Genomic DNA, 21,862 nt, shown 5'->3' on the forward strand with positions numbered 1-21,862 from the left:
CTGACCATGGCGCTGGCCAAACGCATCATCCCTTGCCTGGACGTGGACAACGGCCGGGTCGTCAAAGGTGTGAAGTTCGAGAACATCCGCGATGCCGGTGACCCTGTGGAAATCGCCCGTCGTTACGACGAGCAGGGTGCCGACGAGATTACCTTTCTCGACATCACCGCCAGCGTTGACGGTCGCGATACCACATTGCATACCGTCGAGCGCATGGCCAGCCAGGTGTTCATTCCGCTGACCGTGGGCGGTGGCGTGCGCACCGTGCAGGACATTCGCAACCTGCTCAATGCCGGTGCGGACAAGGTCTCGATCAACACGGCGGCCGTTTTCAACCCGGAATTCGTCGGCGAAGCGGCGCAGCATTTTGGTTCGCAATGCATCGTGGTCGCGATCGATGCGAAGAAGGTCTCGGGACCTGGCGAAACCCCGCGCTGGGAAATCTTCACCCATGGCGGTCGCAAGCCAACCGGCCTCGACGCCGTTGAGTGGGCGAAGAAGATGGAAGGCCTGGGGGCCGGTGAGATCCTGCTGACCAGCATGGACCAGGACGGTATGAAAAATGGCTTCGATCTGGGCGTCACCCGCGCCATCAGCGATGCGTTGGGCATTCCGGTGATCGCTTCCGGTGGCGTCGGCAACCTGCAGCACCTGGCCGACGGCATTCTCGAAGGCCACGCCAGCGCAGTATTGGCAGCGAGCATTTTCCACTTCGGTGAATACACCGTTCAGGAAGCCAAGGCATACATGGCACACCGCGGGATTGTGATGCGCTGAACAAACCGCTGCAGGCCAGTGGACATCATGGCGGGCTCAGGGCACTCTTGGGCACGCCATGGATTTCGGTAGCCAGACATGTTTAAAACCATTCTTCTTGTCCTCGCCAGCGCTTCCTTGTTGCTCCTAGGTAGTGCGCGCGCGGCAGACAGCTCCGCCACAGAGCTGGTGTTGCTGACGGAAAACTTCCCGCCCTACAACATGGCCAGGAACGGCAAGAACTTCGCTCAGGACGAGAACATCAATGGCATCGCCGTGGACATCGTCCGTGAGATTTTCAAGCGCGCCGATATCAGCTATAGCCTGACCCTGCGTTTTCCGTGGGAGCGGGTCTACAAGCTGGCACTGGAAAATCCCGGCTACGGTGCATTCGTGATGGCGCGTTTGCCGGACCGCGAGCGGCTCTTCAAGTGGGTCGGGCCGATCGGTCCGGATGACTGGATCATGCTGGCCAAGGCCGACAGCAAAATCTCCCTCGAAACGCTGGAAGACGCGCGCAAGTACAGGATTGGCGCGTACAAGGGCGACGCCATTGCCATGACGCTTGCCAAGCAAGGCTTGAAACCGGTGGTGGTGCTGCGCGACCAGGACAACGCGAAGAAACTGGTCAACGGCCAGATCGACCTGTGGGCCACCGGTGATCCGGCCGGACGCTACCTGGCGCGTCTGGAAGGCGTGAGCGGGCTAAAGACAGTGCTGCGCTTCAACAGCGCCGAGCTCTATCTGGCGTTGAACAAGGATGTGCCGGACGATACGGTGGCCAAACTGCAGGCGGCGCTGGATCAGATGCGCAAGGAAGGCAAGGTGGACGAAATCATGGCGCAGTATCTGTAAGGTAGATCAAAAGATCGTCGCCTGTTGTAGCTGCCGCAGGCTGCGATCCTTTCAGCGGTAAACCCCATCCTTTCCATGCGCAGCCGTCGCGCGATTACCGCGCACGCTGATCATCTGCTTGATATCAATCCACTCGATCCCCTGGGCTTTCAACTTCGGCAACTCGCGCTCCAGCACCGCCAGGGTCTGCGGATACGGATGCCCGATCATCACCGCTGATCCCTGCTTGTGAGCCAGGCTGATCGCTGTCTGCAACTGGGTGAAAATTGCCGCTTCAGTGCGCTCATCATCCAGGAACACATCACGCGAAACGCTCGCCAATCCGATCTTCTGCGCCTCGGCGGCGGCCACCGTCTGTGCGCTGGTGCGGCTATCCAGGAATAGCTTGTGTCGACGCTGCAAGTCAGCCATCAACCAGGCCATGGCCGGTCGTTGGGCGGTCATGCGGCTGCCCATATGGTTATTGATGCCGGCGGTGTAGGGCACCACCTCAAGGGCGGCGTTCAGGCGTTTCTCAAGCTCGTCGATGGGCAAGTCAGGACGCCAGGCGAACGGCCCGGTGGCCGGGTCCATGGGCATGTGGAGGATGACGATCTTGCCGGCGCGATGGGCCTCGCGGGCGAATTCGGTGGCGTGGGGGGTGTCAGGCATGATCGCCGCAGTCACAGGGCCCGGCAGGGCCAGTACCTGGCGATCCCGGGGCAGGCTCTGCCCCAGGTCATCGATGATCAGCGTGATATAGGCCTTTTGCGGGGCGGGCGCTGCGTGAGCAACACTCGCCAGGCAACACAACAGCCCCAAGGCTAACCGCAATAGCATCTCAGCGGCCGGACGTGATGCTCAGCCCTTTGAGCAGGCTCAGGGCTTGGGCCAGTTGGTAATCGTCGTCCTGCGGCATCGGCTTGGCCTTGCCGCCGGAACTGCTCGGCTTGTCGGCGCCGCCGTTGCCATTGCCCAGGTGACCCTGCAGATCGGCTTCCTTGAAGTAGTCGCCGTCTTGCTCGTTGGTGATCTTGGCCCTGCGCACTTCGATGTCCGGGATGATGCCCTGGGCCTGGATCGAGCGGCCGTTTGGCGTGTAGTACAGCGCCGTGGTGATCTTCAGGGCGCGCTCGTTGTTCAGAGGCAGCACGGTTTGCACCGAGCCTTTGCCGAAACTCGGCGTACCCATGACCACCGCACGTTTCTGGTCCTGCAGGGCGCCGGCGACGATTTCCGAGGCCGAGGCGCTGCCGCCGTTGATCAGCGTGACCATCGGCACGGCTTCGCTTTCGTCCTTGCCGGTGGCGGAGAAGCGCAGTTCGGAGTTGGCGATGCGGCCCTTGGTGTAGACGATCAGGCCCTTGGTGATGAAGTGGTCGACCACTTCCACCGCCGCTTGCAGCACGCCGCCCGGGTTGTTGCGCAGGTCGAGGATGATGCCGTTGAGTTTCTTGCCGTTGTCTTTGCGCAGCTTGGCCAGGGCCTTGGACACTTCTTCGCCGGTCTTGACCTGGAACTGGGTGATGCGGATGTAGCCATAGCCCGACTCGAGCAATTGGCTCTTCACGCTCTTCACCTGAATGATGGCGCGGGCCAGGGTCACATCGAAGGGCGTGCCGCCGTCGCGGACCAGGGTCAGGGTGATTTTCTGGCCGATCTTGCCGCGCATCTTGTCCACGGCTTCGGTCATGGTCTGGCCGCGAGTGGGCTGGCCGTTGATCTTGACGATGAAGTCGCCCGCCTGGATGCCAGCCTTGGAGGCCGGCGTGTCATCGATCGGCGACACCACCTTGATGAAGCCGTCCTCGGCGCCGACTTCGATGCCCAGGCCGCCGAACTCGCCGCTGGTGCTTTCCTGCAGTTCAGCGAAATCTTCAGGGCCCAGGTAGGCGGAGTGCGGGTCAAGGTTGCTGAGCATGCCCTTGATCGCGTTTTCCAGCAGGGTCTTGTCGTCTACCGGTTCGACATACGCGGCCTTGATCCGATCCATGACCTCGGCAAAGGTGCGCAACTCTTCCAGCGGCAATGGCGCCTTGGTGGTCGCGGCAGTGCCCGCAGGCGCGACTGCCGGGGCCGGCTGAGCGGCAAACGCCAGAGGCGCGCCGATCACCAGGGCGATCGTCAGGGCCAGCGAGGTAAGGCGGGACAAATACAGCATGTCGAACGAACTCCTAATGTAGGTGACTCAGCGCCTATCCTTGCGCGCGGCACCATTGCGCCGGATCACTCGGGTGACCCTGCTGACGAATCGCAAAATACAACGCTGGTGTGTCCTGCCCGCCACTGTTACCGACAGTGGAGATGGATTCACCGGCTTTTACCACGTCACCCGCAGACTTGAGCAGTGTCTGGTTGTGACCATAAAGACTCAAAAAACCGTTACCGTGGTCGAGAATCACCAGCAGCCCGGCACCGCGCAACCAGTCGGCGAACACCACGCGACCGCCATGCACCGCGTGCACGGTGCTGCCGGCAGAAGCGCCGATCATCACGCCGTCCCACTTGGTCCGGGTATCGTCGCCACGGCTTTCACCGAAGCGTGCCAACAGTCGACCATCGACAGGCCACGGAAGTTTGCCGCGGGTAGACGCAAATGCACCGCCAAAAGTTTCGCCTGAGCTTGAAACCAATGCGCCGGGTGTTGATTTAACGGGTTTGCGTGGGGCGTCATCGCTGGCATCTGCCTGCGCCTGGGCCTCACGTAAACGCTTTTTTTCGGCTTCCTGCTGGGCAATCAGCGCTTTCTGTCGCGCCTCTTCTGCCTCACGAGCCTGGCGGGCCAGGGTTTCCTCAATGGTTTTAAGGACTTTAGACAGGTCTGCCTGATCCTGCTCACGGGCTGCCAGTTTCTGGTCGCGAGCCTTCACGTCTTCGTTGAGCTTGGCCAGGACTTGCTGGCGCTCCTGGCGAACCTTCTCGAGTTCGCCACGCTGGGTTTCGAGGCTGCTCTGCTGCACCAGCAATTGCGCTTGCTGCAGACCGATGTCTTTTTCGACATTGGCCAGCTGGCGCAGGGTTTCGTTGAAATTCTTCAGCTGCTCCAGGCGGGCCTGGCTCAGGTAGTCGTAATAAGTGAGCGTGCGGGCGAACTTCTCGGGGTTCTGCTGGTTGAGCAGCAGTTTCAAGTACTCCTGGCGGCCGTTCTGATAAGCCGCGCGGGCCTGGATGGCGATCAGTCGCTGCTGTTCAGTGCGCGCGCTCTGGAGTTTTTTTTTCTCCGCATCGAGTCGCTGCAACTCGGATTCGCTTTTCTGCAGCTCTTTTTGCAGGGCTTCGACCTGCTTTTCGAGCTTGCCCATCTCGGTTTCGGTGCCCTTGAGGTCTTTTTGCACGCCGGACTTTTCTTGCTGCAGCTTGCCCAGCAGTTTTTTCAGCTCGGCAATGTCCTGACGCGTGGCGTCCAACTGTTGCTGGGTTTGCGCGCGCTCGTCGGCGAAGGCCGGTTGGAGCAGGCAAGTCAGGGCAAGGGCTATCAGGACGCGGAGCATAGAGGCGGGCGACACCAGGGAAAGGGACGTCCTAGTATGCCCGCCAAGCGCAGCAAAAAAAATGCCCATTTCTGACTGTGTGATGACTGGACCCAAAAACACCCTAAAACCAATGTGGGAGCGGGCTTGCTCGCGAATGCGATGGGTCAGGCGACGACGATGTCGACTGATACTCCGCATTCGCGAGCAAGCCCGCTCCCACAAGGTTTTACGGTGTTCGGGATATCCTGGTCAGACCAGAATCGAAGTCCCGGTCATTTCCGCCGGTTGTTCCAGGCCCAGCAGTTTCAGCATGGTCGGCGCCACGTCCGCCAGCACGCCGCCTTCGCGGACTTTCAGGTCGCGCTTGCCGACATAGATGAAGGGCACCGGCTCGGTGGTGTGCGCGGTATGGGCCTGGCCGGTGGCCTCGTCGGACATTTGCTCGACGTTGCCATGGTCGGCGGTGATCAGGGCTTCGCCGCCGACTTTATCCAGCGCTTCGACGATGCGGCCGACGCAAAGGTCCAGGCACTCGACCGCCTTGACCGCCGCTTCGAACACGCCGCTGTGCCCTACCATGTCGCCGTTGGCGTAGTTGACCACGATCACGTCGTAACGCTGGTTTTCGATGGCGTCGACGATGCGGTCGGTGACTTCCGGTGCGCTCATCTCCGGCTGCAGGTCGTAGGTGGCGACTTTCGGCGACGGGATCAGGATGCGCTCTTCGCCCGGGAAAGGTTCTTCACGACCGCCGGAGAAGAAGAAGGTCACGTGGGCGTATTTTTCGGTTTCGGCGATGCGCAGCTGGGTCTTGCCGTTTTTCGCCAGGTAGTCGCCCAGCACGTTTTCCAGGCTGCCGGCAGCGAAGGCCGAAGGTGCAGGAATGCTGGCGGCGTATTGGGTCAGCATGACGAAGCCGGCCAGTTTTGGCTGACGGGCACGCTCGAATTCCTTGAAATCGTCTTCGACGAACACGCGGGTCAGTTCTCGGGCGCGGTCGGCGCGGAAGTTCATGAACACCACGGCGTCGCCGTCTTCGACCTTCACCGGCTCACCGATGGAGGTGGCTTTGACGAACTCGTCGCTCTCGCCACGCGCGTACGCGGCCTGCAGGCCTTCCTGGGCGGTGGCGGCGTTGAATTCGCCATGGCCGTCGACGATCAGGTTGTAGGCCTGGGACACACGGTCCCAGCGGTTGTCGCGATCCATGGCGAAATAACGGCCGATGAGGCTGGCGATGCGGCCTTTGCCCAGGGCCTGGAAGGTGGCGTCCAGCAGTTCGATCGACGATTGCGCGCTTTTCGGCGGGGTATCGCGGCCGTCGAGGAAGGCGTGCAGGTAGATTTTTTCAGCGCCACGCTTGGCGGCCAGTTCGGCCATGGCGACCAGGTGATCCTGGTGGCTGTGCACGCCGCCATCGGACAGCAGGCCCATGAAGTGCACGGCTTTACCGGCGGCGACGGCTTTGTCCACGGCGGCGCAGATGGTCGGGTTCTCGAAGAACTCGCCGTCGCGGATCGATTTGGTCACGCGGGTGAAGTCCTGGTACACCACGCGGCCGGCGCCGAGATTCATGTGGCCGACCTCGGAGTTGCCCATCTGGCCGTCCGGCAGGCCAACGTCCATGCCGCTGCCGGAAATCAGGCCGTTGGGCACGGTGGCCCACAAACGATCCAGTACCGGCTTCTTCGCCGCAAAGATGGCGTTGGATTCAGGGCTCTCACTGTGACCGAAGCCGTCGAGAATAATCAGGACCAAAGGTTTAGGCGTGGTAGTCATGGAGTCCGCTCGTGGCTGAATTAAAAGAGGGCGATGGAAAAGGGAGTGGCAGTTTAAAGCGAAGTTCCGGCCACGTCACCGCCGGACGGGGTTTGGCCCACCATAGTGGCTGTGTATACTGGCCGACATTTTAACGCCCTGGAACCTCCTTCGATGGTTGCTCACCTGATTGAATTTGCCACTAACCACTACATCCTCGTCGGTATCTTCGTCGTACTGCTGGCGTTGCTGATCGCCTATCAGATGCAGGGCGGCGGCCGTAGCCTGAGCACTGGCGAACTGACTGGCCTTGTCAACAAGGATGCCGGCGTGGTGATCGACATTCGTCCGACCAAGGACTTCGCCGCCGGTCATATTGTAGGCGCGCTGAGCATTCCTCACGACAAACTGGCTGCACGCGTCGGCGAGCTGGAAAAACACAAGGCCAAGACCATCATCCTGGTCGACGCCATGGGCCAGACGGCCGGTACCCACGCCCGCGAGCTGGTGAAGGCAGGTTTCACCGCCGCCAAGCTGTCCGGTGGTGTGTCCAGCTGGAAAGCCGACAATCTGCCGCTGGTGAAGTGATATGAGCAACGTCGTCGTCTATTCCAGCGATTACTGCCCTTATTGCTCCCGAGCCAAGTACCTGCTCGAGAACAAAGGCGTGGCCTTCGAAGAGATCAAGGTCGATGGCAAGCCGCAGGTGCGCGCCGCGATGGCTCAGAAAGCCGGACGCACGTCCGTGCCGCAGATCTGGATCGGCAGCACCCACGTTGGCGGTTGTGATGATTTGTTTGCCCTGGAGCGCGCCGGCAAGCTCGACGCGCTGCTCAAGGCCTGAACTCCATACCCTATAAAAAGCCCAAGATCAGAAAGGATCTGAGATGACTGACCAACAGAACACTGCAGCCAGCGAAGAAGAAACCGCACCGCAATTCTCCTTGCAGCGCATCTACGTACGTGACTTGTCCTTCGAAGCCCCGAAAAGCCCGGCGATCTTCCGCCAGCAGTGGGAGCCGAGTGTCGGTCTGGATCTCAATACCCGTCAAAAGGCTCTGGAAGGCGACTTCCACGAGGTCGTGCTGACCCTGTCGGTCACCGTGAAGAACGGTGACGAAGTGGCATTCATCGCCGAAGTGCAACAGGCCGGTATCTTCCTGATCAAGAATCTCGACGACGCTTCGATGAGCCACACCCTGGGTGCATTCTGCCCGAACATCCTGTTCCCGTACGCTCGCGAAGCGCTGGACAGCCTGGTGACCCGTGGTTCGTTCCCGGCCCTGATGCTGGCTCCGGTGAACTTCGACGCGCTGTACGCGCAAGAACTGCAACGCATGCAGGCAGCGGGCGAGACGCCGACCGTCCAATAAGCGTTCCTGAGGTCGAAGCAAGTCCAATGTGGGAGCGGGCTTGCTCGCGAAAGCGGTCTATCAGTCGACATTGATGTTGAATCTGATGGCCCCTTCGCGAGTAAGCCCGCTCCCACATTTGTTTCGGGATGTTATTTGAAATCGTTTTGGCGCCAGGCCTCGTACACAGCCACCGCGACAGTGTTGGACAGGTTCAGGCTACGGCAACCTTCCCGCATCGGCAGGCGCAGGCGCTGTTCGCCGGGCAGGGCATCCAGCACCTCGGCGGGTAAACCACGGCTTTCCGGGCCGAACAGGAACGCATCGCCCGGTTCGAAGCTGGCGTCGTGGAACGGTCGCGAGCCCTTGGTGGTGAAGGCAAACACCCGCGGATGACCGAGGCTTTCCAGGCAGCTGGCCAAGTCCGCGTGGCGTTGCAGGGTGGCATACTCGTGGTAATCGAGGCCGGCCCGGCGCAGGCGCTTGTCGTCCATCTCGAAGCCCAGCGGTTCGATCAAATGCAGGTGGCAGCCACTGTTGGCGCACAGCCTGATAACGTTGCCGGTGTTCGGCGGAATTTCTGGTTGGAAAAGGATGACGTGAAACATGCACGGCTCCGAAGGTAAAGATGAGCGGCATTCTACGCCGCAAGCCGACCCTCGTTCGAAACTATTCCCGCGTGTGATGGCTTCACTGGCAATCGTCGGGGTCATGGTGGGGCTGATGATCGGTCGCCTGACCACTCCCGACCCCAGTCAATTGCAGCAGGTCGAGGTGACCGGTGACGGGCTGGTGGTGTGGTTCAACAACGAACCCAAGACCCACGGCGAAATAGTCGATGGTAGCGTTGCTTTGCTGTTCGAGGCTGAGGGCACGGCGCAGAAGGGCCAGCTCAAGCTCCATGACAAGGACGTGAACTGGCGCGTGCGTAAAAGTGATGGGGGATTGTTGCTGACGCTGGTGGCGGCCCGGCCCCTGCAGGGGGAGTGGACCGGTAGCGAGGTCGATGACCGCTGGCGGCTGGAGATCCATCTCCGTGAGCAATAAAAGAGGGGAATCCCCGGCCTGCCTGTACCAAGGTCCCCAAAACGGGAGGGTTCGCGCATCGCGCCTGAACCCGGTGTAAAGAGGGAATCCCCGGCCTGCCTGTACCAAGGACCCCAAAACTGGGGGGCTCGTCGCTTGTGCGGTGTGAGCCCGGTGTAAAGAGGGGAATCCCCGGCCTGCCTGTACCAAGGTCCCCGAAACTGGGTAGTGATCTGAATCACTGATGAGACTATTGCAGGGGGCGTGCCAGCTTTTAACAAGTTGAAACAGAAAGTTGCCCGCAAACGTCGAAAGCCCCGCAATCCGGGGCTTTCGTGTTTTTTCGATAGGGGTTCGATTGCGAACGCAGGCGTGATTTCAGATCAGTTGCCGTGCGCGATTGCGGGTCACTGTGCATTCAGTCGGTGCGCGCGGATCTGAATGTGGGAGCGGGCTTGCTCGCGAAAGCGGTGTGTCAGTCCACATTGATGTTGAATCTGATGGCCCCTTCGCGAGCAAGCCCGCTCCCACATTGTTCGGTGTAAACCATCGGCCCTACTTAACCCTCATCCCCCTCATCATCATCCCCACCATCAACCTTCATCCCCAGCTCCTTGATCTTGCGAGTCAGGGTGTTGCGCCCCCAACCCAGCAAGACGGCGGCATCTCGGCGGCGGCCGGCGGTGTGCTTGAGGGCGGTTTCGATCATGATCCGCTCGAAGGTCGGCACCGCACTGTCCAGCAGGCTGGACTGACCGCGAGCCAGGGCCTGGTCGGCCCATTGGCGCAGCGCCTGTTCCCAGTTGGTCACCGGCGCCGAATCCTGCGGAAGGCTCAGCAGCTCCGGTGGCAGGTCGCCGATGTGCACTTCGCGACCCGAAGCCATCACGGTGATCCAGCGGCAGGTGTTCTCCAGCTGGCGCACGTTGCCCGGCCATGGCAGGTTCTTCAGGTATTCCTCGGTTTCGCTCTTCAGCAGTTTCGGCTCGACGGCCAGTTCCTGCGCGGCGCGGCTGAGGAAATGCTTGGCCAGGGTCGGGATGTCTTCGCGACGGTCCGACAGGCGCGGTATGTGGATGCGGATCACGTTGAGGCGGTGGAACAGGTCTTCACGGAATTTCCCGGCATGCACCAGGGTTTCCAGGTTCTGGTGCGTCGCGGCGATGATCCGCACATCGACTTTGACCGGGACGTGACCCCCGACACGGTAGAACTCGCCGTCGGCCAGTACGCGCAGCAAACGGGTCTGGGTGTCGGCCGGCATGTCGCCGATTTCATCAAGAAACAGCGTACCGCCATCGGCCTGCTCGAAACGCCCGCGACGCAGGTTGGCCGCGCCAGTGAAGGCGCCTTTCTCATGGCCGAACAGCTCGGATTCCATCAGGTCTTTTGGGATCGCCGCCATGTTCAGTGCAATGAACGGCGAAGCCGCGCGTGGGCTGTGGCGGTGCAGGGCGTGGGCCACCAGTTCTTTACCGGTACCCGATTCGCCGTTGATCAGCACGGTGATGTTGGAATGGCTCAGGCGCCCGATGGCGCGAAACACTTCCTGCATCGCCGGCGCTTCGCCGATGATTTCCGGGGTGCGGGTCAATGCGACCGGGACTTCCAGGCCTTGCTGTTCCTGGGCGTGCTGGTTGGCGCGCTTGACCAGCGAGACCGCCTCGTCGACATCGAACGGCTTGGGCAGGTATTCGAATGCGCCGCCCTGATAGGACGCGACAGCGCTGTCCAGATCGGAGTGCGCGGTCATGATGATCACTGGCAGCCGTGGGTGTTGCTCGCGAATCCGCGCCAGGAGGTCCAGGCCGCTGGCACCGGGCATGCGGATGTCGGAGATGATCACGTCCGGCTGCTGGCGCGCCAGGCGGCTCATCACGCCATCGGCGCTGTCGAAGCTTTGCGTGGTCATGCCTTCCTGCTGCAAGGCTTTTTCCAGGACCCAACGGATAGAACGGTCGTCATCGACGATCCACACGGTTTCACTACGGCTCATGTCGATGTGGCTCCTTGTTCCAGTGGCAGAAAGATCGAGAACGTGGTGTGGCCGGGGTGGCTGTCACATTCGATCAAGCCCTGGTGCTGGCTGATGATGTTCTGGGTAATGGCCAGGCCCAGCCCGGTACCGTCCGGACGGCCGCTGACCATGGGGAAGAAGATGGTTTCCTGAAGATCCGCAGGAATGCCCGGACCGTTGTCGATGATTTCGATCTTGGTCACCAGGCGGTGGCGCACATGACCAATGGTGAACTGGCGCATGGCCCGGGTGCGCAGTGTGATGCGGCCCAGGCGCAACTCGTTCTGGCTGCTGATGGCCTGCATCGCGTTGCGCACGATATTCAGCACGGCCTGGATCATCTGTTCACGATCGATCAGGACGTCAGGAATGCTCGGGTCGTAGTCGCGCACCAGCGTGATGCAGCCCTGGCTTTCGGCCTCGACCAGATGGCAGACGCGCTCCAGCACTTCGTGAATGTTGCACATGGCCAGCGATGGCAACTTGTTCGAGCCGAGCATGCGATCGACCAGGTTGCGCAGGCGATCGGCCTCTTCAATGATGACATTGGTGTAATCGCGCAGGCTTTCTTCCGGCAGCTCGCGGGCCAGCAGCTGCGCCGCGCCGCGGATACCACCCAGCGGATTCTTGATTTCATGGGCCAGGCCGCGGACCAGCATCTTGCTGGTTTCCTGCTTCGACAGCTGGGCCTCTTCCTTGGTGATGCGCAGCAAGCGGTCGCGGGGATGGACTTCGAGCAGGAGCAGGGTATCGCCATTGCTCAGGATCGGCGTTACCGCGTAATCGACCGTCAGGGTCTGGCCGGTGAGGGCGGTGAGCATGGCTTCGCGCTTGGTGAACGGATGCGCCTGCTGCACCGCCTGGCGCAATGAATTGAGCGCCTCGGTGGATTCGGTAAACAGCTCGCTGATGAACTGCCCATGGCTGCGCTGGCCGCTGATGGCCAGGAGCATTTCCGCCGCGGGGTTCATGTACTCAAGGCGCAGTTCGGCGTTGAGCAGAATGGTGGCGGTGGTCAGGTTGTCGAGAAGCAAGCGATGCAGTGCGTCACTGATGGTCATTCAGGACCTCTTTTGGAGCAGGGCGCGCGCATGAATAAAGCGCTGATACGAGGAAAATGCAAAAACCAAACCAAGGCTCCGAAAAGAAGCGTTTAACCCCTGAAACGGGTGTTTAACGCTCGATTGCGTGGCGTTCTGCCAGCTTCAGCGGGTAATTTCGAACCAAAATGGGCTGCAATGTGCGCGGAGTGCAACCATTCGCACCAATATAGTGCGCAAGCCGATACAAGGTAAGAAGTCCTTCAACGCTTGTGCACCCGCTGCACGGTGAAGGTGATGGTAGGGCTTTGCTGCACGATGGTTTCGCCGCTGACGACCTGCACGGCGAGGCTGTGCAGGCCACGGTCGATGTTCACCAGTTGCAGGCTCGGTACGTTGCTGGGTTGGCCATAAGGCTGGTCATCCAGCAACAGCTGCAGTAGATGCGGGCCTTGCAGGCGCGGTTCGATCAGTACGTTGACGGTGAAGGTGCCGTTGTTGGCGCGCAGGGCTTCGGTGGTGGGCAGGCCCGTGAGTTCCAGTACGTTGTAGGCGATCCTGGGCTGATCTTGCGACTGGGTGGGGGTGGGAGGTGCTTGCGTGGGCTGGGGCTGGGCGCGATTGAGCGGTGGCAGTTCGACCGGCTGCGCGGTGACGCCATCGGGTGGTTGATTGCTATACGCCGTGTTGCCCTGGGCGTCGATGTACTTGTAGTCTGCGCTGTGGCGGGCAGGGCGATCAGCAGCAGGATGAGGAGAAAGCCACGAGGCATGAAATCGACCGGAAGCGAAAGCATTGGAGTGCAGCATAGGTCAGGGGGGTGGTTGTCCCAAGTGAATCAAGATCAAAAGATCGCAGCCTTCGGCAGCTCCTACTATGGGAATGGCGTGCACCCTGTAGGAGCTGCCGCAGGCTGCGATCTTTTGACTCATGAAAAAGGCCTCCCGAAGGAGGCCTCTTTTTTGTCACGCCGCGTGTCGCAGCGCTACCGGATCAGCAGCTGTAGTACAGCTCGTATTCCAGTGGGTGTACGAAGGTACGTACCTTGATTTCTTCTTCGCTTTTCAGGGCGATGTAAGCGTCGATGAAGTCGTCGCTGAAAACGCCGCCTTTGGTCAGGAACGCACGACCTTTGTCCAGCTCTTCCAGGGCTTCTTTCAGGCTGCCGCAAACTTGTGGGATCTCTTTCGCCTCTTCAGGCGGCAGGTCATACAGGTTTTTGTCAGCTGCATCGCCAGGGTGGATCTTGTTCTGGATGCCGTCCAGGCCGGCCATCAGCAGTGCGGCGAAGCACAGGTACGGGTTGGCAGCCGGATCCGGGAAGCGAGCTTCGATACGGCGGGCTTTCGGGCTCGACACGTAAGGAATACGGATCGAAGCGGAACGGTTGCGAGCCGAGTAGGCCAGCATTACCGGCGCTTCGAAGCCTGGAACCAGACGCTTGTAGGAGTTGGTAGCCGGGTTGGTGAAGCCGTTCAGGGCCTTACCGTGCTTGATGATGCCGCCGATGAAGTACAGGGCGGTATCGGACAGGCCGGCATAACCTTCGCCAGCGAAAGTGTTCTTGCCTTCTTTCCAGATGGACATGTGCACGTGCATGCCCGAGCCGTTGTCGCCGTACAGCGGCTTAGGCATGAAGGTAGCGGTGCGACCGTAGGCGTCGGCAACGTTGTGCACGACGTACTTCAGGGTTTGGGTTTCGTCGGCTTTCTTCACCAGGGTGTTGAATTTGACGCCGATTTCGTTCTGGCCGGCAGTTGCCACTTCGTGGTGGTGAACTTCGACGGTCAGGCCCATTTCTTCCAGTGCGTTGCACATGGAGGTACGGATTTCGTGGTCGTGGTCGAACGGTGGAACCGGGAAGTAGCCGCCTTTGACGCCTGGACGGTGGCCCTTGTTGCCGCCTTCGATGTCCTGGTCGGACATCCAGGAACCTTGTTCGGAGTAGATCTTGAACATGGAGCCGGAAATGTCGGACTTGAACTTCACCTGGTCGAAGATGAAGAACTCTGGCTCTGGACCGGCGAACACGGTGTCACCGATACCGGTGGATTTCAGGTGCTCTTCGGCGCGCTTGGCGATCGCGCGTGGGTCGCGGTCGTAGCCTTGCATGCTCGAAGGCTCGATGATGTCGCAGACCAGGATCAGGGTCGGCTCTTCGGTGAACGGGTCCAGGACAGCGGTGGAGTCGTCTGGCATCAGGATCATGTCGGAGGCTTCGATGCCTTTCCAGCCAGCGATGGACGAACCGTCGAACATCTTGCCGACTTCGAAGAAGTCATCATCCAGCGCGTCGCGAGCCGGCATGGTCACGTGGTGCTGAGTGCCTTTGGTGTCCGTGAAGCGCAGATCAATCCACTTGACGTCATGATCTTTAATGAGTTGAACCGACTTCGACATAGTGTCCTCCGGGTGGCTTAGGGCTGGTAGTGGATGCCCTTAATAGTTGGTGATGCCGGCGCGAATACTCTGCCAAGGCAACCTGCCTCACAAGGGAGCAAATTGCATGCCAGTGCCCCACCATGGGTTTTTTGCCCCAAATTCACGCCTGTCAGGCGGAAAAGCACATTAAAGCGGAATAATGCGCCCTACAATGTGGCGTTCATTTCAATAAATGACCTGTTTTGGTGCGCTAAAAACCTTCTGCACATTAACTGGTTAAACCTTGAGCAATTTCCGCTATAATCCGCGCCCCCCTTTTTCGGCAGGCCCTGCGCGCGCTGTTTCCATGAAATTAATCGTAAAAGTCTTTCCCGAGATCACCATCAAGAGCCGCCCGGTACGGATGCGTTTCATCCGTCAGTTGGCCAAGAACATCCGTGCCGTGCTCCGTGACCTGGACCCGGCTGTGGTGGTGAACGGTGTGTGGGACAATCTCGAGCTGGAAACCCGCGTCAGCGAGCCCAAGGCCCTGAAGGAGATGGGCGAGCGCCTGAGCTGCATGCCGGGCATCGCGCATTTCCTGCAGATCGACGAGTACCCGCTGGGTGACTTCGATGACATCGTCGAGAAGTGCAAGCAGCACTACGGCGATGCACTGGCTGGCAAGATTTTTTCGGTACGTTGCAAGCGCGCCGGCAAGCATCCGTTCAGCTCGATCGATATCGAGAAATATGTCGGCAGCCAGTTACGCCGCCAGTGCGGTGCCGCCGGAATCGACCTGAAAAAGCCTGAAATCGAAGTTCGTATCGAAGTTCGCGACCAACGGTTGTTCGTGATCCACAGCCAGCACAATGGCATCGGCGGTTATCCGCTGGGTGCGCTGGAGCAGACGCTGGTGCTGATGTCCGGTGGTTTCGACTCCACCGTCGCGGCCTACCAGATCATGCGCCGCGGCCTGATGGCGCATTTCTGCTTCTTCAACCTGGGTGGACGTGCCCACGAATTGGGCGTCATGGAAGTCGCGCATTTCATCTGGAAGAAGTACGGCAGCTCGCAACGCGTGTTATTTGTCAGTGTGCCGTTCGAGGAAGTGCTGGGAGAAATTCTCGGAAAAGTCGATAACAGTCATATGGGCGTAGTATTGAAGCGTATGATGTTGCGCGCTTCCTCGCAGATTGCCGACCGACTGCACATCGAGGCACTGGTCACCGGTGAGGCGATCTCCCAGGTATCGAGCCAGACGCTGCCGAACCTGTCCGTGATCGACTGCGTAACCGACAAGCTGGTCTTGCGTCCGCTGATCGCCAGTCACAAGCAGGACATCATCGACCTGGCCAACGAAATCGGCACCGCCGACTTCGCCAGGCACATGCCGGAGTACTGCGGGGTCATCTCGGTGAACCCCAAGACCGCTGCCAAGCGCTATCGCGTGGAGCACGAAGAGAAAGAGTTCGACATGGCAGTCCTCGAGCGTGCACTCGAGAACGCCAAACTGGTACCGATCGATCGCGTGATCGACGAATTGGGCCAGGATCTGCAAATTGAAGAAGTCAGCGAAGCGCTGGCCGGTCAGATCGTCATCGATATCCGTCACCCGGATGCCGCTGAAGACGACCCGCTGGACCTTGCTGGCATCGAGGTACAAACGATGCCGTTTTATGCACTGAACGCTCGTTTCAAGGAACTGGACCCTACTCGCCAGTACCTGCTTTATTGCGACAAAGGCGTGATGAGTCGCCTGCATGCCCACCATTTGCTCAGTGAGGGGCATGCCAATGTGCGCGTTTATCGACCGAGCTAAGTGCCCGGGGCTGTTTGCCTGTGGCTTGCGTCACCGGCCCCCCGACGCCGCCGTCAAGCTGTAACGGCAAGGCCTGACTCTACTGTAAATCGCTGCCAAGACTTGTCAGCGCACCGAATCCTCTGATCGAGATACACAAGTGATCGAAAATCTACGCAACATCGCCATCATTGCTCACGTTGACCATGGTAAAACCACCCTGGTAGACAAACTCCTGCGTCAATCCGGCACCCTGGAGCGCAACGAGCTCAACGACGAGCGCGTGATGGACTCCAACGACCAGGAAAAAGAGCGCGGTATTACCATTCTGGCGAAAAACACCGCCATCAACTGGAACGGCTACCACATCAACATCGTGGACACCCCGGGCCACGCCGACTTCGGCGGCGAAGTTGAACGCGTAATGTCGATGGTCGACTCCGTTCTGCTGCTGGTTGACGCTCAAGACGGCCCTATGCCGCAAACCCGTTTCGTGACCAAGAAGGCTTTCGAAGCCGGCCTGCGTCCAATCGTGGTCATCAACAAGGTTGACCGTCCAGGCGCGCGTCCGGACTGGGTTCTGGACCAGATCTTCGACCTGTTCGACAACCTGGGTGCCACCGAAGAACAGCTGGACTTCCAAGTCGTCTACGCCTCGGCCCTGAACGGTATTGCCGGTCTGGACCACACCGCAATGGCTGAAGACATGACCCCGCTGTACCAAGCGGTCGTCGACCACGTTCCGCCGCCGAAAGTCGACCGTGACGGTCCGTTCCAGATGCAGATCTCCGCACTGGACTACAACAGCTTCCTGGGTGTTATCGGTGTTGGCCGTATCGCTCGTGGTCGCGTCAAGCCGAACACCCCGGTTGTCGCTATCAGCGCCGACGGCAAGAAGCGTAACGGTCGCATCCTGAAGCTGATGGGTCACCACGGTTTGCACCGTATCGACGTTGAAGAAGCGGCTGCCGGCGACATCGTGTGCATCAGCGGTATGGACGAGTTGTTCATCTCCGACACCCTGTGCCAGCTGGACACCCCAGAAGCGATGAAGCCTCTGACCGTTGACGAGCCAACCGTTTCCATGACCTTCCAGGTAAACGACTCGCCATTCTGCGGTAAAGAAGGCAAGTTCGTGACTTCCCGTAACATCAAGGATCGTCTGGACAAAGAGCTGCTGTACAACGTTGCCCTGAAAGTTGAAGAAGGCGACACCGCTGACAAGTTCAAGGTTTCCGGCCGTGGTGAGCTGCACCTCTCGGTACTGATCGAAACCATGCGTCGCGAAGGCTTCGAGCTGGCCCTGGGCCGTCCGGAAGTGATCATCCGTGAAGTCGACGGCGTGAAGCAGGAACCGTTCGAAAACGTGACCATCGACATCCCTGAAGAATCCCAGGGCAAGGTCATGGAAGAGATGGGTCTGCGTAAGGGTGACCTGAGCAACATGGTGCCGGATGGCAAAGGCCGTGTTCGCCTGGAATACAACATCCCTGCTCGTGGTCTGATCGGTTTCCGTAACCAGTTCCTGACCCTGACCAACGGTGCCGGCATCCTGACCTCGATCTTCGATCGCTACGACACCGTCAAGTCGGGCCACATGTCCGGCCGTCAGAACGGAGTTCTGGTTTCGGTTGAAACCGGCAAGGCACTGACCTACTCGCTGGAAACCCTGCAGGCTCGCGGCAAGCTGTTCGTAGAACACGGCCAGGAGATCTACAACGGTCAAATCGTTGGTCAGAACAGCCGCGACAACGACCTGGGTGTAAACCCAACCAAAGGCAAGAAGCTCGACAACATGCGAGCTTCGGGTAAAGACGAAACCATCGCTCTGGTTCCACCTGTTCGCTTCACCCTGGAACAGGCTCTGGAATACATCCAGGAAGACGAGCTGTGCGAAGTAACGCCTAAGTCCATCCGTCTTCGCAAGAAGATCCTGGACGAAAGCGAGCGTACCCGCGCTGCCAAGAAAGCCAAGGCATAAGATTTAGCCCAGGCTGAACGAAAACGCCCCCGGTCGCGAGACCGGGGGCGTTTTTGTTTGTCTGCAATTTAGGGGGTGTTTGTGCTGGCCCCTTCGCTGGCAAGCCAGCTCCTACAGGGTTTCGTGTCGTACGCTTTGTAGGAGCTGGCTTGCCAGCGAAGGCGGCCGATCAGCCACCGCCAAAATCAGAGATGATCAGAACCGCTCAATCGACCGCGAACTGGTTTCACGCACCACTTCTTTCGGCTTGTAAGCGCAATACCCCGGCCGTGGGCCGATTTTCGGGTGGTTACGGCAAGTATCCGGGCGCTTATCATAAATAGTGCACAGACGGCTCTTACGATCCAGGTACAGGCAATCGTTGTTGCTCATGCGCTGGAGGGTGAAGATTCCTGACTTCTGATTGAAGCGCTCGACCAGACCTTCCTTTTGCAGGCGTTTGGCGATGTTCTTCGGTGGATCACCCAGCTCGAACTCATCGACCACGCCGATGCGGATCAGATCCTTGATCTTGACCTCGACGGGCAGGGTGCAGCAGCTGGACATGCACGAGCCGCACATCGGGGCAGAGTACTTGGCCCAGGTATCGAGTCGGTCGATCTCCGCGGCGGCGATCAGGTTGGGCTTCATCATCGGTTGTTACCAGCGTGTGCATCAGGGCGCGCGATCATACCGGGACTGGTGGATTTTTGAACAACCTTTCGCCAGTTTTTTTTCGCGAGCATCCAGTTGCACCGTTAATCCGGCACGGCCCCTGCATTGATTCAGGCACATGACAATGTATTGCCGGCTTGACGCGCATTAACAGGAAAAACTGCCGAACCAGAGTCTATACCGTCTGTCAGACCGTCTAGTCTCAGACAATTCCAAGCTCGCTCGAGGTCCTATCGATGACTCAAGAACCACTTGTTCGCGAAGCAGAGGTGGCCGCATTCCGCGACGCCGTCTTGACCAAACTCACCTACGCGGTGGGCAAAGACCCGGATCACGCCTTCGACCATGACTGGTTCGAAGCCATTGCCCTGGCAGCGCGTGATCACATGGTCGAGCACTGGATGGATCACACTCGGCAAATCTACCGCAAAGGACAGAAGCGGGTTTATTACCTCTCCCTGGAATTCCTCATCGGCCGGCTGCTCTACGACAGCCTGAGCAATCTCGGCCTGCTCGACGTCGCGCGCGAAGCCCTGACCGAACTCGGCGTCGACCTTGAACGCATTCGCTTGCTGGAGCCCGATGCGGCCTTGGGTAACGGTGGCCTCGGGCGACTGGCAGCGTGCTTCATGGAAAGCATGTCGACCCTGGGCATCGCCGGTCACGGTTACGGCATTCGTTACGAACACGGCTTGTTCCGTCAGGCCGTCGTCGACGGCTGGCAACAGGAGCAGACCGAACACTGGCTGGATTTCGGCAACCCCTGGGAGTTCGAGCGGCCGGAAGTGGTTTACACGATCGGCTTTGGCGGCGGTGTTGAGACCGTGACCGATGAAGCCGGCAAGTCCAAGCAGGTCTGGCACCCGGCGGAAACCGTGCGAGCCATTGCCTATGACACGCCGGTGGTCGGTTGGCGCGGGGCGAGCGTGAACACGTTGCGACTGTGGCGTGCACGGGCCATGGAGGATTTGCACCTGGAACGCTTCAATGCCGGTGACCACCTGGGTGCGGTGGCCGAAGTGGCCCGGGCCGAAAGTATCTCGCGGGTCCTCTACCCGGCGGACAGCACTGAGGCCGGGCAGGAACTGCGGTTGCGCCAGGAGTACTTCTTCGTCGCCGCATCCCTGCAGGATTTGCTGCGTCGCCATCGCAACATGCACACCTCGGTGCTGACCTTGGGCGATCACGCGGCGATCCAGCTCAACGACACCCACCCCTCGATCGCCGTGGCGGAGTTGATGCGCCAATTGGTCGATGTCTACGACGTGGCATGGGATGCGGCGTGGCAGGTCACGGTCGACACGCTGTCCTACACCAACCACACCTTGCTGCCCGAAGCGCTGGAAACCTGGCCGGTGGGGTTGATGGAGCGCATGCTGCCACGGCACATGCAGATCATTTACCTGATCAACGCCCAGCATATCGATTCGTTGCGGGCCAAGGGCATCCACGATTTCGACGTGCTGCGCGCGGTGAGTCTGATCGAGGAAGACAACGGCCGCCGCGTGCGCATGGGCAACCTGGCGTTCCTCGGCTCCCACAGTGTCAACGGCGTATCGGCCTTGCACACGCAACTGATGCGCAAGACGGTTTTCTCCGAGCTGCACAAGCTCTATCCGCAGCGGATCAACAACAAGACCAACGGCATCACGTTCCGCCGCTGGCTGTACCAGGCCAACCCGGAACTGACCTCGATGCTGGTCGATGCCCTCGGCCCGGACCTGCTGGACAATCCCGAGGAGCGCTTGCTCGAGCTGCAGCCGTTCGCCGACAAGCCGGCGTTCCGCAAGGCATTCGCCGAACAGCGCCTGCACAGCAAAAAAGCCCTGGCCTACCTGATTCATGAACGCCTCGGGGTGGCGGTCAACCCGGCGGCGATGTTCGACGTGCAGGTCAAGCGGATCCACGAATACAAGCGCCAGCTGCTCAACCTGATGCACACCGTGGCGTTGTACCAGGCGATCCGTGCGGAACCGGAAATCGACTGGGTACCGCGGGTGAAGATCTTCGCCGGTAAAGCGGCGGCCAGTTATCACCAGGCCAAGCTGATCATCAAGCTGACCAACGACATCGCCCGGGTGGTGAACAACGACCCGACCGTACGCGGGTTGCTCAAGGTCGTGTTCCTGCCCAACTACAACGTCAGCCTGGCGGAGAGCATCATTCCGGCCGCTGACCTGTCCGAGCAGATATCTACCGCCGGCTTTGAAGCCTCGGGCACCAGCAACATGAAATTCGGCCTCAACGGTGCATTGACCATCGGCACGCTGGACGGTGCCAACGTGGAGATGTCCGAGCGTATCGGCGTCGAGAACATGTTCATCTTTGGTCTCAGCGCCCAGCAGGTTGAAGCGCGCAAGCAGAACCACGAATTCAGCGCGGTGCCGGACATTGCCGGGTCCCATCGACTCAACGATGTGCTGCAAGCCATTCGCGGCGGGGTGTTCTCGCCGGACGATCTGTCCCGTTACACCGGGTTGATCGATTCGCTGGTTGAGTATGACCGCTTCCTGGTCTGTGCCGATTTCGATTCTTACTGGAATGCGCAAATGCGCGTCGAAGCCCTTTGGCACGATTCCCAGGAATGGTGGCGCTCGGCGGTGTTGAACACCTCGCGCATGGGCTGGTTTTCGTCCGACCGGACGATTCGTGAGTACGCCACGGAAATCTGGAAGGCGTTGGAGTAACGCTGCCAGCGGTTCGATATACTGACGGCTGCAAAAGATCGCAGCCTTCGGCAGCTCCAGCTAGGGGCTGCCGGGGGCTGCGATCTTTTTTGGAGCTGGCTGCGCTAATCTTCCTGGATTGC

The 21,862-nt window shown here is 59.9% G+C and carries 18 protein-coding genes and 1 pseudogene; 9 read left to right on the forward strand and 10 right to left on the reverse strand.

Features of this window, described 5'->3' with window-relative positions:
- Positions 1-6 precede the first annotated feature (6 nt).
- Together hisF and DKB71_RS02155 are read left to right on the forward strand one after the other, a co-directional pair.
- Positions 7-777: an imidazole glycerol phosphate synthase subunit HisF gene (gene hisF / locus DKB71_RS02150; protein ID WP_007897430.1), complete on the forward strand. Its 771-nt coding sequence runs from the start codon at positions 7-9 to the stop codon at positions 775-777.
- 78 nt (positions 778-855) lie between these two features.
- A complete protein-coding gene (locus tag DKB71_RS02155; protein ID WP_274075149.1) occupies positions 856-1,611 on the forward strand; it encodes an ABC transporter substrate-binding protein in 756 nt (251 codons plus the stop codon).
- Positions 1,612-1,662: 51 nt separating this feature from the next.
- On the opposite strand, the gene DKB71_RS02160 is transcribed toward DKB71_RS02155, so the two are convergent.
- From DKB71_RS02160 to gpmI, 4 genes are all read right to left on the reverse strand, one after another.
- On the reverse strand, positions 1,663-2,430 hold the full coding sequence (locus DKB71_RS02160) for a divergent polysaccharide deacetylase family protein (protein WP_274075150.1): 768 nt from the start codon (positions 2,428-2,430) through the stop codon (positions 1,663-1,665).
- Between the two features lies 1 nt (position 2,431).
- Complete coding sequence (locus DKB71_RS02165; RefSeq protein WP_274075151.1) at positions 2,432-3,751, reverse strand: S41 family peptidase; 1,320 nt, start codon at positions 3,749-3,751, stop codon at positions 2,432-2,434.
- Positions 3,752-3,785: 34 nt separating this feature from the next.
- Complete coding sequence (locus tag DKB71_RS02170) at positions 3,786-5,081, reverse strand: murein hydrolase activator EnvC (RefSeq protein WP_323606511.1); 1,296 nt, start codon at positions 5,079-5,081, stop codon at positions 3,786-3,788.
- Between the two features lie 231 nt (positions 5,082-5,312).
- Complete coding sequence (gene gpmI / locus DKB71_RS02175; protein WP_274075153.1) at positions 5,313-6,842, reverse strand: 2,3-bisphosphoglycerate-independent phosphoglycerate mutase; 1,530 nt, start codon at positions 6,840-6,842, stop codon at positions 5,313-5,315.
- Between the two features lie 153 nt (positions 6,843-6,995).
- Between gpmI and DKB71_RS02180 the strand changes: the two genes are divergently transcribed.
- Genes DKB71_RS02180 through secB form a run of 3 tightly spaced genes read left to right on the forward strand, consistent with a single transcriptional unit; the run spans position 6,996 to position 8,194 of the window.
- Entirely contained in the window at positions 6,996-7,409 is a 414-nt protein-coding gene (locus tag DKB71_RS02180) for a rhodanese-like domain-containing protein (RefSeq protein ID WP_274075154.1), read from the forward strand.
- A gap of 1 nt (position 7,410) precedes the next feature.
- Positions 7,411-7,665: a glutaredoxin 3 gene (gene grxC, locus DKB71_RS02185; RefSeq protein WP_008058538.1), complete on the forward strand. Its 255-nt coding sequence runs from the start codon at positions 7,411-7,413 to the stop codon at positions 7,663-7,665.
- Positions 7,666-7,708: 43 nt separating this feature from the next.
- The gene (gene secB / locus DKB71_RS02190) at positions 7,709-8,194 is read left to right on the forward strand and encodes a protein-export chaperone SecB (protein ID WP_274075155.1); all 486 of its coding nucleotides are present in this window, start codon (positions 7,709-7,711) and stop codon (positions 8,192-8,194) included.
- A gap of 131 nt (positions 8,195-8,325) precedes the next feature.
- Here secB and DKB71_RS02195 read toward each other — a convergent pair whose 3' ends face one another.
- Complete coding sequence (locus DKB71_RS02195) at positions 8,326-8,781, reverse strand: tRNA (cytidine(34)-2'-O)-methyltransferase (RefSeq protein ID WP_408599507.1); 456 nt, start codon at positions 8,779-8,781, stop codon at positions 8,326-8,328.
- Here DKB71_RS02195 and DKB71_RS02200 point away from each other — a divergent pair.
- On the forward strand, positions 8,780-9,220 hold the full coding sequence (locus DKB71_RS02200) for a hypothetical protein (RefSeq protein WP_408599508.1): 441 nt from the start codon (positions 8,780-8,782) through the stop codon (positions 9,218-9,220). The two genes, DKB71_RS02195 and DKB71_RS02200, sit on opposite strands and share 2 nt — an antisense overlap.
- Positions 9,221-9,758: 538 nt before the next feature.
- Here DKB71_RS02200 and ntrC read toward each other — a convergent pair.
- The 4 genes and pseudogenes from ntrC to glnA all read right to left on the reverse strand — a co-directional run bounded on the left by ntrC (position 9,759) and on the right by glnA (position 14,656).
- Complete coding sequence (gene ntrC, locus DKB71_RS02205) at positions 9,759-11,195, reverse strand: nitrogen regulation protein NR(I) (RefSeq protein ID WP_274075158.1); 1,437 nt, start codon at positions 11,193-11,195, stop codon at positions 9,759-9,761.
- The gene (gene glnL, locus DKB71_RS02210; protein ID WP_274075159.1) at positions 11,192-12,277 is read right to left on the reverse strand and encodes a nitrogen regulation protein NR(II); all 1,086 of its coding nucleotides are present in this window, start codon (positions 12,275-12,277) and stop codon (positions 11,192-11,194) included. Before glnL ends, ntrC begins: the two co-directional genes overlap by 4 nt.
- Positions 12,278-12,519: 242 nt before the next feature.
- Positions 12,520-13,028 (reverse strand): annotated as a pseudogene (locus DKB71_RS02215) (DUF4124 domain-containing protein).
- Positions 13,029-13,249: 221 nt separating this feature from the next.
- Entirely contained in the window at positions 13,250-14,656 is a 1,407-nt protein-coding gene (gene glnA, locus DKB71_RS02220; protein ID WP_274075161.1) for a glutamate--ammonia ligase, read from the reverse strand.
- 328 nt (positions 14,657-14,984) lie between these two features.
- Between glnA and thiI the strand changes: the two genes are divergently transcribed.
- Together thiI and typA are read left to right on the forward strand one after the other, a co-directional pair.
- On the forward strand, positions 14,985-16,439 hold the full coding sequence (gene thiI / locus DKB71_RS02225; protein WP_274075162.1) for a tRNA uracil 4-sulfurtransferase ThiI: 1,455 nt from the start codon (positions 14,985-14,987) through the stop codon (positions 16,437-16,439).
- A 139-nt stretch (positions 16,440-16,578) separates the two neighbouring features.
- Positions 16,579-18,399 (forward strand): translational GTPase TypA, encoded by a 1,821-nt coding sequence (typA, locus tag DKB71_RS02230; protein WP_274075163.1) that lies wholly within the window; start codon positions 16,579-16,581, stop codon positions 18,397-18,399.
- A gap of 195 nt (positions 18,400-18,594) precedes the next feature.
- Here the strand turns inward: typA and DKB71_RS02235 are convergent, their stop codons facing one another.
- Positions 18,595-19,032: a YkgJ family cysteine cluster protein gene (locus tag DKB71_RS02235; protein WP_323606506.1), complete on the reverse strand. Its 438-nt coding sequence runs from the start codon at positions 19,030-19,032 to the stop codon at positions 18,595-18,597.
- Positions 19,033-19,289: 257 nt separating this feature from the next.
- On the opposite strand from DKB71_RS02235, the gene DKB71_RS02240 reads away from it, so the two are divergent.
- The gene (locus DKB71_RS02240; protein WP_274075165.1) at positions 19,290-21,740 is read left to right on the forward strand and encodes a glycogen/starch/alpha-glucan phosphorylase; all 2,451 of its coding nucleotides are present in this window, start codon (positions 19,290-19,292) and stop codon (positions 21,738-21,740) included.
- Positions 21,741-21,862: the final 122 nt, after the last annotated feature.

The organism is Pseudomonas sp. PLMAX, assembly GCF_046042685.1.
In the GTDB taxonomy this organism is placed as follows: Bacteria; Pseudomonadota; Gammaproteobacteria; order Pseudomonadales; family Pseudomonadaceae; genus Aquipseudomonas; species Aquipseudomonas putida_AE.